Here is a 13,613-nt window from a genome sequence, read left to right as displayed (position 1 = left end):
CACCTCACTCACCTGACGTCCAGTCTGCTCCGGCCCAGTCTGTCAGCTCGACTCGTGGCTCGCTCGGCCCCACCCACCATCGGAGTCAGTGCGGCCCACCAACGGCGGTAGGTTGGCACCCGGTACGACAGTGGTCCCGCACGAGGAGAGAACTACCGTGAGTGAGCGCCTCCAGGCGGGGGACACCGCCCCCGCATTCTCGCTGCCCGACGCCGACGGCAACCAGGTGTCGCTCGCCGACCACCTGGGCCGCAAGGTGATCGTCTACTTCTACCCGGCCGCCCTCACCCCGGGCTGCACCACCCAGGCCTGCGACTTCACCGACAACCTGGAGGTCTTCGCCGGCGCCGGCTACGACGTGATCGGCATCTCACCGGACAAGCCCGAGAAGCTCGGCAAGTTCCGGGAGAAGGAGGACCTCAAGGTCACCCTGCTGTCCGACGTGGACAAGGAGGTGCTGGAGGCCTACGGCGCGTTCGGCGAGAAGAAGCTGTACGGCAAGACCGTGGTCGGCGTGATCCGCTCCACCGTGGTCGTCGACGAGCAGGGCAAGGTCGAGCGCGCCCTGTACAACGTCAAGGCCACCGGGCACGTCGCCAAGCTGCTGCGCGACCTCAAGGTCGAGGCGTAGCGGACGGGTGGTGGTCCCGGCTCCCGGGACCACCACCTGCCCCTCCCGGGACCACCACCACCGGTCAGCCCGGCAACCCCACGGCCCGCTCACCGCTGCGCCGCTGCTGGATGACCACCGCCACCACCAGCAGCGACCCCTGCGCCACGTTCTGCCAGAACGAGTTGATGCCCTGCACCGTCAACCCGTTCTCCAGCGCCCCGAGCAGCGCCACCGCCAGCAGCGTGCCGCCGATCCCGCCCTTGCCGCCCTTGAGCGCACAACCACCGAGCGCGGCCGCCGTGATCGACTTCAGCTCCAGGCCCTCACTGCCGGAGACCGGCTGCCCGGAACCGGTCCGGGCGGTCAGCAGGATGCCCGCGACCGCGGCCACCACCGCGGCCAGCACATAGGCGGAGATCAGGTACTTGTTCAGGTTGATGCCGGCCAGCCGGGCGGCGGTGGGGTTGCCGCCGATCGCGTAGATGTTCCGGCCGATGTCGGTGTACTTCAGCAGCACGTGCACGGCCGCGGCCGCCACGATCAGGATCCACACCATCACCGGCAGGCCCGCGATCTTGCCGCGGCTGAGGAAGACGAAGACTGCGTCGTTCAGCACGTAGCCCTGCGCCGCGCCGTTGGAGATCAGCTGGGCCACGCCCTTGTAGGCGGCCAGGCCGGCCAGGGTCGCGATGGTCGCGTTGACCCGGCCGTAGACGATCACCGCGCCGTTGAGCACGCCCACCACCACGCCGACGCCGATCGCCGCGGCCATCCCGACCAGCGGACTGCTGCCCGCCGAGGTGAACGCCATCGCGCTGACCACCGAGGCCAGCCCGGCCTGCGAGCCCACCGAGATGTCCAGGCCGCCGCAGATGATCACCACGGTCTGCACCACCGCCAGCAGGCCGGTGATGGTCACCGCCTCGGCGATCACCTGGACGTTGGTCCAGCTCAGGTAGTTGTCGTTGAGCGAGCCGAACAGCGCCAGCACCACGGCCAGGGCGGCGATCAGGCTCAGGTTCTGGCCGCCGACCGCGGCCAGCGCGCCGCCGGCCCGCCTGGCCGCCGGTGCCGTCCGCTCAGCGGTGGACGTGGTCATGGCCGCCCTCCTTCGTCCCTCAGGTCGTCTTCGCCACTCGAATCGTTGTGGTCGCTCAGGTCGTCGGCCATCGCCAGCGCGAGGATCCGCTCCTCGGTGGCCTCGGCACGGTCCAGCTCCCCGGTGATCCGGCCGTTCTGCATCACCACGACCCGATCGGCCAGCCCCAGCAGCTCGGGCAGCTCGGAGGAGATCACCAGCAGCGCCACGCCCTCCCTCGCGAGGTCGGCGATGATCTGGTAGATCTCCGCCTTGGCGCCGACGTCGATGCCGCGGGTCGGCTCGTCCAGGATCAGCACCTTGGGCTTGCGGGCCAACCAGCGGGCCAGCACCACCTTCTGCTGGTTGCCCCCGGAGAGCGTGCGCACCTCCTGCTCGATGCCCGGCGCCCGCACCCGCAGCCGGTCCGCGAAGCCCTGCGCCAACTCCCGCTCGGCGCCCCGCCGGACGAACCGCCAGCGCCGCAGTCGGTCCAGCACCACCAGCGAGGTGTTCTCCCGGATCGAGCGCTGCAGGAACAGCGCCTGCGCCTTGCGCTCCTCCGGCGCCAGGCCCAGACCGGCCCGGATCGCCTCACCCGGCCGCCCCGGGCGCAGCCTGCGGCCGTCCAGCCGAACCGTGCCGCCGCGCACCGGCAGGTCGCCGGCCAGCGCCAGCGCCAACTCCGAGCGTCCGGCCCCGATCAGACCGGCCAGCCCGACCACCTCGCCGGCCCGCACCGCCAGGTTGACCCCCCGGACGTCATCCGTGGTCAAGTCATCGACCTGGAGCACCACTTGGTCGGTCGCCACGCGCTGCCGGACGAACAGCCGGGAGAGATCGCGGCCCACCATCAGCCGCACCAGCTCCTGCTCCCCCGCCTCGGCCGCGTCCAGCACGCCGGCCAGCATGCCGTCCCGCAACACCGCTATCCGGTCGGCCAGTTGGAAGATCTCCTGCATCCGGTGCGAGACGTAGACCACCGCCACGCCCTGCGCACGCAGCCGGCGGATCAGCGCGAACAGCGCCGCCACCTCCTGCTCGGAGAGCGAGCTGGTCGGCTCGTCGAACGCGATCACCTTCGCCTCGCCGGTCAACGCCCGGAGGATCTCCACCAGTTGGCGCTGTGCCGGGGTCAACTGGGAGCCCAGGAGCTCCGGTTCGAGCACCCGGGAGAAGCCGAGCCGGTCCAGGTCGGCGGTGATCCGCCGGTGCAGTTCGGCCCGGTCCAGCCGGCGCCCGCCCCGGCGGGGCAGCGCACCGGCGTAGACGTTCTCGGCCACCGAGACATGCGGGATGATCTCCGGCTCCTGGGGGATGATCCGGATCCCGGCGGCCCGGGCCCGGGCGGGCGAGCCGAGCGCCAGCTCGGCGCCGTCCAGCAGTACGGTGCCCTCGGTGGGCCGGTGATCACCGGTCAGGATCTTCAGCAGGGTGGACTTGCCGGCCCCGTTCTCCCCCATCAGCGCGGTGACCTGGCCGGCCGGGAAGTCCAGGGTCACCCCGTCCAGCGCCCGGACCTCGCCGAAGCGCTTGCCGAGGCCGCGCACGCCCGCGCCGGCGGTCGTGGTCGTGGTCGTCACGGCAGCTCCCTCAGCTGCACTGGACGCCGGTCGACTGCCAGGTGGAGGCGTCGACCATGGTGGTCTTGGCGAACGCCTCCTGCGGGAAGTCCTTGCCGTTCCTGAGCTTGTCGTACATGGTCTGGACGGCGAGGGCGCCCACGTCGCTGCCGTTGATGTAGAGCGCGGCCTTCATGCCGGACGGCTTGCCGCTGCCCCAGTCCTTGCAGGCCAGGTAGGCGCCGAGGCCGACGCCGATCACGTTGTCGGCGCTGATGCCCGCGTTCTGCATGGCCGTGATGCCGCCCTGCACGTTCTCGTCGTTGCAGCCCCAGATCACCCAGTGCTTGACGCCCGGGTTGGCGGTGAGGGTCGCGGCCACCTTGTCCTGCGCGCCGGTCGGGGTGTTGTCGGTGGCGACGTCGATGTTCTGCACGCCGGGGACGGACTGCCCGAAGGCGTCCTTGGCGGCCTTCACCCGGTCACCGCAGACCGTCACGTCCTGCTGCCAGGCGGAGATGGTGCGGGTGTCCGCCGCGCTCCAGCCGGCCTTCTTGAACTCCTCGGCGGCCCGCTCACCGACCTGCTGGCCCATCTGCTGGCCGGAGAAGCCGATCCGCGGCACCAGGTCGGACTTGGCGCAGTTGGCCGGATTGGGACCGGTGGTGCAGATCTGGTCGTCCGAGGTGAGCAGCGCGACCTTGTCGTCCTTGGCGATCTGCACCACCTGCGGGCCGACCGACGGGTCCGGCACCACGATGATCAGACCGTTGCTCTTCTGCGCGATCGCCGCCTGGACGTCGCTGACGGTCTGGTTGGCGTCGCTGCCCAGGTTGACCACCTTCAGGTCCACCCCGAGCTCGGCGGCCTTCGCCTTGGCCCCGGCGGCCTCACCGACGAAGTACTGCTGATCGCCCTGCTTCTGCAGGTACGTCATGCTGATCTTGCCGGTCACCTTGGCGGTGTCACCGCCTGGGCCGCCGCTCTGCTGCCCGGTCGAGCAGGCCGCCAGCCCGAGCGAGACCAGCAGGCCGAACGCGGCCAACGCGGTGCGGGGACGGTTGTGCACAGTGGTCATAAGCTCGGGCTCCTAGCAGGGGTGAGGACCACAATCCATCAGAACCGAACAGACTCACGCGAGATGGGGTTCATGACACCGCCACCAGCCCCACGGGTCAAGAGCTTTCGCACAGATTCGCACAGGCCGCAACAGAATCGTTGTGCACGCGTCAAGCACCGGTCACCTGCCGACGCCCCGTTACCTGATCAGTGAGCTGGTCGCTGCCCACGGCAAGGAGGGAAGCCATGTCCAAGCCGACGAGGTACACCAGGGAGTTGCTGAGCGACGTTGCCGCCCGGTCCACAACCCTGAACGAGATGCTGGTGCTACTCGGCCGGGAGCCGCATTTCGAGCGCCGCAAGTACCTGCGCAAGCGGCTGGGGGCATTCGGAGTCGACACCAGCCATTTCGCACCCACGGGGAGCATCTACACTCGCGAACTCCTGCAGACCGCGGTTTCCGAATGCACCAGCGTGGCGGGGGTCGTCCGCTACCTGAGGCAACGCCAAGCAGGCGGGACACAATCAAGCACTTCGGGATCGACACCTCACACTTCACCGGCCAAGCGCACGGCAAGGGCAAGAAATTTCCGCGCAGGATGGCACCGGAGGTGCTCCTCGTTCAGCGCCCTCAGCACGCGAAGCGCCTCCCGGGGGCGCGAATCCGCCGAGCGTTGCTCGAACTCGGCCGCCCCGAGCTGTGTCAGGGCTGCGATGTCGGACCAGAGTGGCAGGGGGCGGCCTTCACCCTGGAGGTCGACCACGTCAACGGAGACTGGTCGGACAACCGTCCCGGCAACCTCCGCCTGCTCTGTCCCAACCGCCATGCCATCACCCCCACCTACTGCCGACGCAAGAAGGCAGGTGCGGGCACTGCGGCCAGGCAAGTAGCATGATGCCTTGACAGGAGCGGCCTTGGCGAAATGGCGATACGCGCCAGGTTTAGGTCCTGGTGGGGGAAACCCCGTGAGGGTTCGAATCCCTCAGGCCGCACAAGGTAGAACCTAAGAATCGAAGGCCGGGCCCCCAGGGCCCGGCCTTCGGCGTTCAGCGGGTCGGCTACCCCAGCAGCTCCCCCACCACCTCCGCCAGTGCCCGGAAGGCCTTGCCCCGGTGGCTGATCGCGTTCTTCTCATCCGGCGTCAGTTCCGCGCAGGTACGGGTCTCCCCCAGCGGCTGCAGGATCGGGTCGTAGCCGAAGCCGTGCCCGCCGGCCGGGGCGGTGCGCAGGGTGCCGAGGAGGCGGCCCTCGACGACGCGTTCGGTGCCGTCGGGGAGGGCGAGGGCGGCGGCGCAGGCGAAGTGGGCGGCGCGGTGCTCGGGGGCGATGTCGGAGAGCTGGGCGAGCAGCAGGTCCAGGTTGGCCTGGTCGTCGCCGTGCTTGCCGGACCAGCGGGCGGAGAAGATGCCGGGTGCGCCGCCCAGCACGTCGACGCAGAGGCCGGAGTCGTCGGCGACGGCGGGCAGGCCGGTTGCGCGGGCCAGGGCGTGCGCCTTGAGGAGGGCGTTCTCGGCGAAGGTGACGCCGGTCTCGGCGACGTCCGGGACCTCGGGGTAGGCGTCGGCGCCGACGAGTTCGACGTTCAGGCCGGCGGCACCGAGGATGGCGCGCAGTTCGGTGACCTTGTGCTGGTTGCGGGTGGCGAGGATCAGGCGGCGGGGGGTGCTCATGGCTCCCCAGTATCCCGGACTACCCGGGGGCGGGTGGTGGGCCGCACGGCCCGCCACCCGCCCGAGTCCCTGTCCCTGTGGGAGGGTCAGCCGGCCAGCACCTTGCGCTGGATGGCGTCCAGCTCGGCGCAGCCCTGGGCGCCGAGGTCGATCAGCCGGTTGAGCAGGTCGCGGTCGAAGGGCTGCCCCTCGGCGGTGCCCTGGACCTCGACGAAGCGGCCGTCGGAGGTGCAGACGATGTTCATGTCGGTCTCGGCGCGGACGTCCTCCTCGTAGCGGAGGTCGAGCATCGGGACGCCGTCGATGATGCCGACGCTGACCGCGCTGACGCCGCCGGTGATGGGCTGGCCCTTGGCGCGCAGCAGCTTCTTCTCGCGGGCCCAGGCGACGGCGTCGACCAGGGCGACGTAGGCGCCGGTGATGGCGGCGGTGCGGGTGCCGCCGTCGGCCTGGAGCACGTCGCAGTCGAGCACGATGGTGTTCTCGGCGAGCGCCTTGTGGTCGACCACGGCGCGCAGCGAGCGGCCGATCAGGCGGCTGATCTCGTGGGTGCGGCCGCCGATCTTGCCGCGGACGGATTCGCGGTCGCCGCGGGTGTTGGTGGCGCGCGGCAGCATGGCGTACTCGGCGGTGACCCAGCCTTCGCCGCTGCCCTTGCGCCAGCGCGGGACGCCTTCGGTGACGCTGGCGGTGCAGAGCACCTTGGTGTCGCCGTAGGAGACCAGGACGGAGCCTTCTGCGTGCTTGCTCCAGCCGCGTTCGATGGTGATCGGGCGGAGCTGGTCGGGGGTGCGGCCGTCGATGCGTGACATGTTGTCTGAGCGTAGTCGCTCCGGACCCGGGTGGTCCGCCAGTGGGGCCGTACGCCGAGGGCCCGTCAGCGGTGGATGCTGACGGGCCCTCGGCTTGGTGGTGCGGGACTACATCATGTCCTCGATGTCGGCGGCGATCGGGTCGGCGTCGGTGCCGATGACGACCTGGATCGCGGTGCCCATCTTGACGACGCCGTGGGCGCCGGCGGCCTTGAGGGCGGCCTCGTCGATGAGGGAGGGGTCCTTGACCTCGGTCCGCAGGCGGGTGATGCAGCCTTCGACCTCTTCGATGTTGTCGATACCGCCGAGACCGGCGACGATCTTCTCAGCCTTGGTGGCCATGGTCTTTCTCCCTCTGTCTCGGCGCTCCGGCGCTGATGCCGGGGCCGTCCTGCGGTGTGCCGTGCTGCGGGTGCCGGGGGGTGACGCAGGCTCAGTTCGCCCGCGCCGCGTCTCCGGCGCGACCAGGATCGCCCGGTTCGGGTTGATCCGCCACGCTGGGCCTCGATCGGCCCAGTCCCGCGCGCGCCGGTCGGATCGTCCTCCCAGGATGACGGTGGGTGGGAGCCCGGGTCCTCCGGCGCTTTCGGCCGTACCACAACTGGTCTACACCAATGTGGTCGTACTTCCCAAAACGCGCGGGCCGGCGCCGGGGCTCCCACCGTCCGTTCGCACCCGGACCGGCCACCGCGGAGGGACGACGATGAGTTCAGCGAGCGCCGCGCCGCCGCGGAAACCGTGGTGGCAGACCTTCTACGGCGGCCTGCAGAAGATGGGCCGCTCCCTGCAACTGCCGGTCGCGGTGCTCCCCGCGGCCGGCATTCTCAATCGGCTGGGCCAGCCGGACCTGTTCGGCCCGCACGGCAGGATCGCCGACTGGCCGAACGTCGCCAAGGTGCTCGCGGCAGCGGGCGGCGTGCTGCTGGACCCGGTGCTCGGACTGCCGCTGCTGTTCTGCGTCGGAGTGTCGATCGGGATGGCCAGGAAGGCGGACGGGTCGACCGCACTGGCCGCCGTGGTCGGGTTCCTCGTCTACTTCAACATCCTCCACCAGTTCCCGGTGACGCCTCCGACCAACCCGCCGACCTACCAGAACCCCGGGGTGTTCGGCGGCATCGTGCTGGGCCTGCTGACGGCCTGGCTCTGGGCGCGCTTCCACCGCACCAAACTGCCCGACTGGCTGGGCTTCTTCAACGGACGCCGGCTGGTGCCGATGATCACGGCACTGGTCGGCATCGCCCTCGCGGTGCTCGCACTGTGGATCTGGCCGCCGATCGGACGCGGCCTGGTGCACTTCAGCGACTGGCTCGCCGGGCTGGGCTCGCCCGGGTCGGCGATCTTCGGCGTGGCCAACCGCGCGCTGCTGGTGGTCGGCATGCACCAGTTCCTGAACACCTTCGTGTGGTTCCAGTACGGCACCTACACGGACGCCCAGGGGAACGTCTGGACCGGTGACATCCCGCGCTTCCTGCACGGCGACCCGACGGCGGGGCAGTTCACCTCGGGCTTCTTCCCGATCATGATGTTCGCGCTGCCGGCCGCCGCGCTGGCGATCGCGCACAGCGCCGAGCCGCACCGGCGCAAGGAGATCTACGGCCTGATGTTCTCGGTCGCGCTGACCAGCCTCGTGACCGGGGTCACCGAGCCGATCGAGTACTCCTTCCTCTTCGTGGCCCCGCTGCTCTATGTGGCGCACGCGCTGCTGACCGGCGCCTCGATGGGCATCACCTGGGCGCTGGGCGTGCACGACGGTTTCAGTTTCTCGGCGGGCCTGATCGACTATCTGATCAACTGGAGCCTGGCCACCAAGCCTTGGCTGATCATCCCGATCGGGCTCTGTTTCGCGGTGGTCTACTACGCACTCTTCCGACTGATGATCCGCGCGTTCAATCTGGAGACACCGGGCCGCGAACCGGAGGAGGAAGTGGAGGACCTCACCAAGGCCTGAGCCGCCGACTGAACCGGCCGCAATTACGCCGGGTAATGGTGATCATTAATCCTCAACAAGGTTTCGATTTCATAGCACTTCCGACCTGCGGGCCTATCGGCCCTTCCAGCCCCTCTCGCGGCATGCTACAAAACTGGTCTACACCACTAGTGGTGTAGACCAGTTCGCGTACTGGTTCCGGACCGCACCCCGCCCGGTACGCCATGCCGTGAGGAACCACCCGCATGAGTACGACAGCGCAGGCAAAGTCGCCCGCCGCTCCGTCCCCCGCCAGGAAGTTCGGCCAGAGCCTGCTGCAGGGCCTGCAGAAGATGGGCCGCAGCCTCCAGCTGCCGATCGCCGTGCTGCCGGCCGCCGGCCTGCTGCTGCGCCTCGGCCAGGACGACGTCTTCGGCAAGGACGGCCTCGGCTGGGACAAGGTCGCCGCCGTGTTCAACGCGGCCGGTGGCTCCATCCTCGACACCAAGTTCGGCCTGCCGCTGCTCTTCGCCATCGGTATCGCCATCGGCTTCGCCAAGAAGGCCGACGGCTCCACGGCGCTGGCCGCCGTGGTCGGTTTCCTGACCTACAGCAAGGTCCTGACGGCCTTCCCGATCACCGACGGCCACATCGCCGACGGCAAGTGGGTCGAGCCGACCTACCAGAACCCCGGTGTGCTCGGCGGCATCGTCATCGGCCTGCTCAGCGCGGTGCTCTGGCAGCGGTTCCACCGCACCAAGCTGGTCGACTGGCTCGGCTTCTTCAACGGCCGGCGGCTGGTCCCGATCATCATGGCCTTCGTCGGCACCGTCGTGGGTGTCCTGTTCGCCCAGTTCTGGGGCCCGGTCGGCGATGCGATCGGGCACCTGAACAACACCCTGATCAGCGCCGGCGCACTCGGCGCCGGTGCCTTCGGCCTGGTCAACCGCGCGCTGCTGCCGGTCGGCATGCACCAGTTCGTCAACTCCTACGCCTGGTTCCAGGCCGGTGACTTCACCAAGCCGGACGGCACCGTGGTGCACGGCGACCTGACCCGCTACATGTTCGGCGACCCGCACGCGGGCCAGTTCATGTCCGGCTTCTTCCCGATCATGATGTTCGCGCTGCCCGCCGCCGCGCTGGCCATCGCGCACTGCGCCCGCCCGGAGCGCCGCAAGGCCGTGATGGGCATGATGATGTCGCTCGCGCTGACCTCCTTCGTCACCGGTGTGACCGAGCCGATCGAGTTCGCCTTCGTCTTCATCGCCCCCGCGCTGTACGTGGTCCATGTGATCCTGACCACGGTCTCGATGGCCGTGACCTGGGCGCTGGGCGTGCACCTCGGCTTCACCTTCTCGGCCGGCCTGATCGACCTGCTGCTCGGCTGGAGCCACGGCCGCAACCAGTGGCTGGTCCTCCCGATCGGCCTGGTCTTCGCCGCGATCTACTACTTCGTGTTCCGCTTCGTGATCACCAAGTTCAACCTGCCGACCCCGGGCCGCGAGCCCGATGACGAGATCGAGGACCTCACCAAGGCCTGAGTCGATACCGCCGAAGGGGCCCGCCCGGCAGTGCCGGACGGGCCCCTTCGGCGTGCCTGCTCAGACCTCGTACACCGCTCCCGCCTTGGCCAGCTCCACCGGGCCCTCGAAGGCGGCCTCGGCGTCCCGCAGGTTGCGCTGCGGGTCGGTCCACGGCGGGATGTGGGTCAGCACCAGGCGGCGGGCCCGGGCGGCGGCGGCGTGCTCCCCGGCCTCCCGGCCGTTGAGGTGGATCGCCCGGTAGGTCTCCTTGCCGTCGGTGTAGGCGGCCTCGCAGAGGAAGAGGTCGCAGTCGCGGGCCAGCTCGACCAGTTCGGGGCTCTCCCCGGTGTCCCCGGAGTAGACCAGCGAACGGCCGTCGTGCTCGACCCGGAAGGCGAAGGTCTCCACCGGGTGGTTGACCCGGGCGACGGTGACGGTCAGCGGGCCGATCTCGATGGTGCCGGGGCGCAGCGTGCGGAAGTCGAAGACCTCGGTCATGCCGGGGGCTTCGGGCATGTCGTAGGCGCGGGCCATCCGGCCCGGGGTGTCGGCGGGGCCGTAGACCGGCAGCGGGGCCGGCACGCCCTCCAGGCGGTAGTTGCGGGCCACCCAGTAGCCGCACAGGTCGATGCAGTGGTCGGCGTGCAGGTGGCTGAGGGCGATCGCGTCGACGTCGTAGAGGCCGATGTGGCTCTGCAAGGCGCCGAGCGCACCGTTTCCGAGGTCCAGGACCAGCCGGAAGCCGTCGGCCTCGACCAGGTAGCTGGAGCAGGCGGATTCGGGGGACGGGAAGCTCCCGGAGCACCCCACCACAGTCAGTTTCATCCCGAGCCCCTCCGCCGGATCCAGGTCCCGCGCACGCTGGTTACCGCCGGGTCACACCGGTGGGTAGCGGCAGCGGTCGCCTGTCGAGGGTAAGGGCGGAGCGGCACTTTGCCCCCGTCCCCGTGCCGGGCTGTGGTTGGAATCACCAGAACGGGGCGGCGCGCGGATCCGGTGGCGCGCCAACGCCTTGGGACGGCCCGGTGCCGTCGGCGGGTCAGCGGTGGCCGGGGCGGCGGCGGGCCCAGGCCTTGATGGTGGCGGGGTACCAGCGGGGGTGGCCCCCGTCGTCGACGAAGTCGGGCTCCGGGAGCAGGCCGTGCCGGCGGTAGCTGCGCACGGTGTCGGTCTGGACGCCGATGTGGTGGGCGATCTCCGGGTAGGACCACGCTTCCCGCACGCCAGTCACCTCCAGGGGTTGCGACGGCTGTGCCGAAGCCAGTCAATCCGCTCCGGGCGGGCGGCTCGGGGTGCGGCGGGCGCCGTGGCGGTTCCGTGACGAACCGGCAGCATGGGGCGGATATCTGCCCAACTGTCACACCGGTACGGTCATCGCATGAACCTCGCGCAGCACGCCACTGCCTCGACCTACCCCCTGCTCGGTGTCGCCGCCCTGGTGCTGCTCGTCCTGGCGGTGCTGCTCGGTCGCCGCTCGCGCGGTTCCGGGTCGAGCACCGCCCCCGCCCGCACCCCCGCACCGCGCCGGCCGGTCGCGGCGGCGGGCGCTCCGGCGCCGCGCGAGATCTGGTGGGCCGAGGTGCCCTTCGAAGACGGCCCGGGCCACAAGGACCGTCCCTGCCTGGTGCTTTCGGTGCACGGGCACACCGCGACCGTGGTCAAGATCACCAGCAAGCACCATCAGCGCCCCGGGGTGCTGGCGCTGCCGCCGGGGTCGGTGGGCGACCGGGAGGGCCGGGCCAGCTGGCTGGAGACCGACGAGCTGCGCGAGGTGGCGCTGACCGCCTTCCGCCGCCGGGTCGGACTGGTGGACGCACCGACCTGGGCCCGCACCGAGCGTGCGGTACGGGCCCGTTGAGGCTGCGTCGAACCGATCGGGCGGCGGCACGTCAGGCCCAGAGCTGGCCCTTCAGCGCCTCGACGGCCTCGTCGGTGGTCGCGGCGGTGTAGATGCCGGTGGACAGGTACTTCCAGCCGCCGTCCGGCACCACGAAGACGATGTCGGCCCGCTCGCCCGCCGCAGCGGCCTTGCGGGCGACCCCGAGCGCCGCGTGCAGGATCGCGCCGGTCGAGACACCCGCGAAGATGCCTTCCTCGGCGAGGAGTTGACGGGTGCGCCGGACCGAGTCCTCGGAGCCGACGCTGAACCGGGTGGTCAGCACCTCGGCGTCGTAGAGCTCGGGGACGAAGCCCTCGTCGAGGTTGCGCAGCCCGTAGACCAGGTCGTCGTAGCGCGGCTCGGCGGCCACGATCTGCACGCCCGGCACCTTCTCGCGCAGGTACCGGCCGACGCCCATCAGGGTGCCGGTGGTGCCCAGGCCGGCCACGAAGTGCGTCACGGTCGGCAGGTCGGCCAGGATCTCCGGGCCGGTGGTGGCGTAGTGCGCGCCGGAGTTGTCCGGGTTGCCGTACTGGTAGAGCATCACCCAGTCCGGATGCTCGGCGGCCAGCTCCTTGGCCACCCGCACGGCGGTGTTGGAGCCGCCGGCGGCCGGCGAGGGGATGATCTCGGCGCCCCACATCCGGAGCAGCTCGCGCCGCTCCTCGCTGGTGTTCTCCGGCATCACGCAGACCATCCGGTAGCCCTTGAGCTTGGCCGCCATGGCGAGCGAGATGCCGGTGTTGCCGCTGGTGGGTTCGAGCACGGTGCAGCCGGGGGTGAGCCGGCCGTCCGCCTCGGCCCGCTCGATCATGTGCAGGGCCGGGCGGTCCTTGATCGAGCCGGTCGGGTTGCGGTCCTCCAGCTTGGCCCAGAGCGTCACCAGGCCCGCGTCGTTGCCCGGCACGGCCGCGGAGAGCCGGGGCAGCCGGACCAGCGGCGTGTTGCCGACGGCTGCCAGCGGGCTGTCGTAGCGCATGAGCCGGCGCCTTACTTCGCGCCGCCGGCCACGGCGGGGAGGATGGTGATGCTGTCGCCGTCGGTCAGGCCGGTGGCGAGGCCCTGCAGGAAGCGGACGTCCTCGTCGTTCAGGTAGACGTTGACGAAGCGGCGCAGCTCACCGTTGTCCAGCAGGCGGGCGGCGATGCCCGGGTGGCGGACATCCAGGTCGGCGATGAGCTCACCGAGGTTGCTGCCGGTGCCGTCGACGGCCTTGGCGTCGTTGGTGTAGCTGCGGAGGATGGTCGGGATGCGGACCTCGATGGCCATGGCTGTGCTCCTGGGCAGGTGGTGGTGGGGGCCGCAGGGGCGCGGCGGGTTCGGGCGGAAGGCGGTGCGTCCGGCCGCGCGCACCCGGCTCGGGCCGGGCGGCGCGCCCTCAGGTGTCGCAGCGGGAGGCATCCGGACAGATCGCCGCGGCGTGCCGGCACAGGTCGATGTGCAGGCGCGCCACGAGGCGGATGCCCGGGGCCTGAGTACTCACATCGACGGAACGCATGCGGGCATCGTA

Annotated in this window: 16 protein-coding genes and 1 tRNA gene; 6 read left to right on the top strand and 11 right to left on the bottom strand. The window is 70.5% G+C overall.

Annotated elements, in window-relative coordinates:
• Positions 1-157: 157 nt before the first annotated feature.
• The gene (gene bcp, locus E6W39_RS27255; RefSeq protein WP_141635755.1) at positions 158-631 is read left to right on the top strand and encodes a thioredoxin-dependent thiol peroxidase; all 474 of its coding nucleotides are present in this window, start codon (positions 158-160) and stop codon (positions 629-631) included.
• Between the two features lie 64 nt (positions 632-695).
• On the opposite strand, the gene E6W39_RS27250 is transcribed toward bcp, so the two are convergent.
• The 3 genes from E6W39_RS27250 to E6W39_RS27240 are packed head-to-tail and all read right to left on the bottom strand — an operon-like array spanning position 696 to position 4,331.
• On the bottom strand, positions 696-1,712 hold the full coding sequence (locus E6W39_RS27250; RefSeq protein WP_141635754.1) for an ABC transporter permease: 1,017 nt from the start codon (positions 1,710-1,712) through the stop codon (positions 696-698).
• On the bottom strand, positions 1,709-3,274 hold the full coding sequence (locus E6W39_RS27245) for a sugar ABC transporter ATP-binding protein (protein ID WP_228718381.1): 1,566 nt from the start codon (positions 3,272-3,274) through the stop codon (positions 1,709-1,711). The genes E6W39_RS27250 and E6W39_RS27245 overlap by 4 nt, the downstream gene beginning before the upstream one ends.
• A gap of 10 nt (positions 3,275-3,284) precedes the next feature.
• Positions 3,285-4,331 carry a substrate-binding domain-containing protein gene (locus E6W39_RS27240; protein WP_141635753.1) on the bottom strand — a complete coding sequence of 349 codons (1,047 nt, stop codon included), beginning with the start codon at positions 4,329-4,331 and terminating at the stop codon, positions 3,285-3,287.
• A 445-nt stretch (positions 4,332-4,776) separates the two neighbouring features.
• Between E6W39_RS27240 and E6W39_RS44285 the strand changes: the two genes are divergently transcribed.
• Positions 4,777-5,208, top strand: coding sequence for an HNH endonuclease signature motif containing protein (locus tag E6W39_RS44285; RefSeq protein ID WP_407658477.1), 432 nt, complete (start codon positions 4,777-4,779; stop codon positions 5,206-5,208).
• Between the two features lie 13 nt (positions 5,209-5,221).
• A tRNA-Leu gene (locus E6W39_RS27230) sits at positions 5,222-5,305 on the top strand.
• Positions 5,306-5,371: 66 nt separating this feature from the next.
• Here the strand turns inward: E6W39_RS27230 and rdgB are convergent.
• From rdgB to E6W39_RS27215, 3 genes are all read right to left on the bottom strand, one after another.
• Positions 5,372-5,983, bottom strand: a complete 612-nt coding sequence (rdgB, locus tag E6W39_RS27225) for an RdgB/HAM1 family non-canonical purine NTP pyrophosphatase (protein ID WP_141635752.1) — start codon at positions 5,981-5,983, stop codon at positions 5,372-5,374.
• Between the two features lie 86 nt (positions 5,984-6,069).
• Positions 6,070-6,795: a ribonuclease PH gene (gene rph, locus E6W39_RS27220; protein ID WP_101381636.1), complete on the bottom strand. Its 726-nt coding sequence runs from the start codon at positions 6,793-6,795 to the stop codon at positions 6,070-6,072.
• 108 nt (positions 6,796-6,903) lie between these two features.
• Entirely contained in the window at positions 6,904-7,137 is a 234-nt protein-coding gene (locus E6W39_RS27215; protein ID WP_101381635.1) for a glucose PTS transporter subunit EIIB, read from the bottom strand.
• A 361-nt stretch (positions 7,138-7,498) separates the two neighbouring features.
• On the opposite strand from E6W39_RS27215, the gene E6W39_RS27210 reads away from it, so the two are divergent.
• Together E6W39_RS27210 and E6W39_RS27205 are read left to right on the top strand one after the other, a co-directional pair.
• Positions 7,499-8,743 carry a PTS transporter subunit EIIC gene (locus E6W39_RS27210; protein ID WP_141635751.1) on the top strand — a complete coding sequence of 415 codons (1,245 nt, stop codon included), beginning with the start codon at positions 7,499-7,501 and terminating at the stop codon, positions 8,741-8,743.
• A 224-nt stretch (positions 8,744-8,967) separates the two neighbouring features.
• Entirely contained in the window at positions 8,968-10,242 is a 1,275-nt protein-coding gene (locus tag E6W39_RS27205; RefSeq protein WP_141635750.1) for a PTS transporter subunit EIIC, read from the top strand.
• A gap of 60 nt (positions 10,243-10,302) precedes the next feature.
• Here E6W39_RS27205 and E6W39_RS27200 read toward each other — a convergent pair whose 3' ends face one another.
• Together E6W39_RS27200 and E6W39_RS27195 are read right to left on the bottom strand one after the other, a co-directional pair.
• The gene (locus E6W39_RS27200; protein ID WP_141635749.1) at positions 10,303-11,049 is read right to left on the bottom strand and encodes an MBL fold metallo-hydrolase; all 747 of its coding nucleotides are present in this window, start codon (positions 11,047-11,049) and stop codon (positions 10,303-10,305) included.
• Positions 11,050-11,263: 214 nt separating this feature from the next.
• Positions 11,264-11,446 carry a MerR family transcriptional regulator gene (locus E6W39_RS27195; RefSeq protein ID WP_407658475.1) on the bottom strand — a complete coding sequence of 61 codons (183 nt, stop codon included), beginning with the start codon at positions 11,444-11,446 and terminating at the stop codon, positions 11,264-11,266.
• A gap of 156 nt (positions 11,447-11,602) precedes the next feature.
• On the opposite strand from E6W39_RS27195, the gene E6W39_RS27190 reads away from it, so the two are divergent.
• Positions 11,603-12,082, top strand: a complete 480-nt coding sequence (locus tag E6W39_RS27190; protein ID WP_141635747.1) for a type II toxin-antitoxin system PemK/MazF family toxin — start codon at positions 11,603-11,605, stop codon at positions 12,080-12,082.
• Between the two features lie 31 nt (positions 12,083-12,113).
• Here the strand turns inward: E6W39_RS27190 and E6W39_RS27185 are convergent, their stop codons facing one another.
• From E6W39_RS27185 to E6W39_RS43685, 3 genes are all read right to left on the bottom strand, one after another.
• Complete coding sequence (locus E6W39_RS27185; RefSeq protein ID WP_141635746.1) at positions 12,114-13,082, bottom strand: PLP-dependent cysteine synthase family protein; 969 nt, start codon at positions 13,080-13,082, stop codon at positions 12,114-12,116.
• 11 nt (positions 13,083-13,093) lie between these two features.
• Entirely contained in the window at positions 13,094-13,372 is a 279-nt protein-coding gene (locus E6W39_RS27180; RefSeq protein WP_141635745.1) for a MoaD/ThiS family protein, read from the bottom strand.
• A 109-nt stretch (positions 13,373-13,481) separates the two neighbouring features.
• The gene (locus E6W39_RS43685; RefSeq protein ID WP_323809093.1) at positions 13,482-13,601 is read right to left on the bottom strand and encodes a putative leader peptide; all 120 of its coding nucleotides are present in this window, start codon (positions 13,599-13,601) and stop codon (positions 13,482-13,484) included.
• Between the last annotated feature and the right edge of the window lie 12 nt (positions 13,602-13,613).

The organism is Kitasatospora acidiphila (assembly GCF_006636205.1).
Classification (GTDB): Bacteria; Actinomycetota; Actinomycetes; order Streptomycetales; family Streptomycetaceae; genus Kitasatospora; species Kitasatospora acidiphila.
This window is presented reverse-complemented; position numbering and strand designations above follow the sequence as displayed.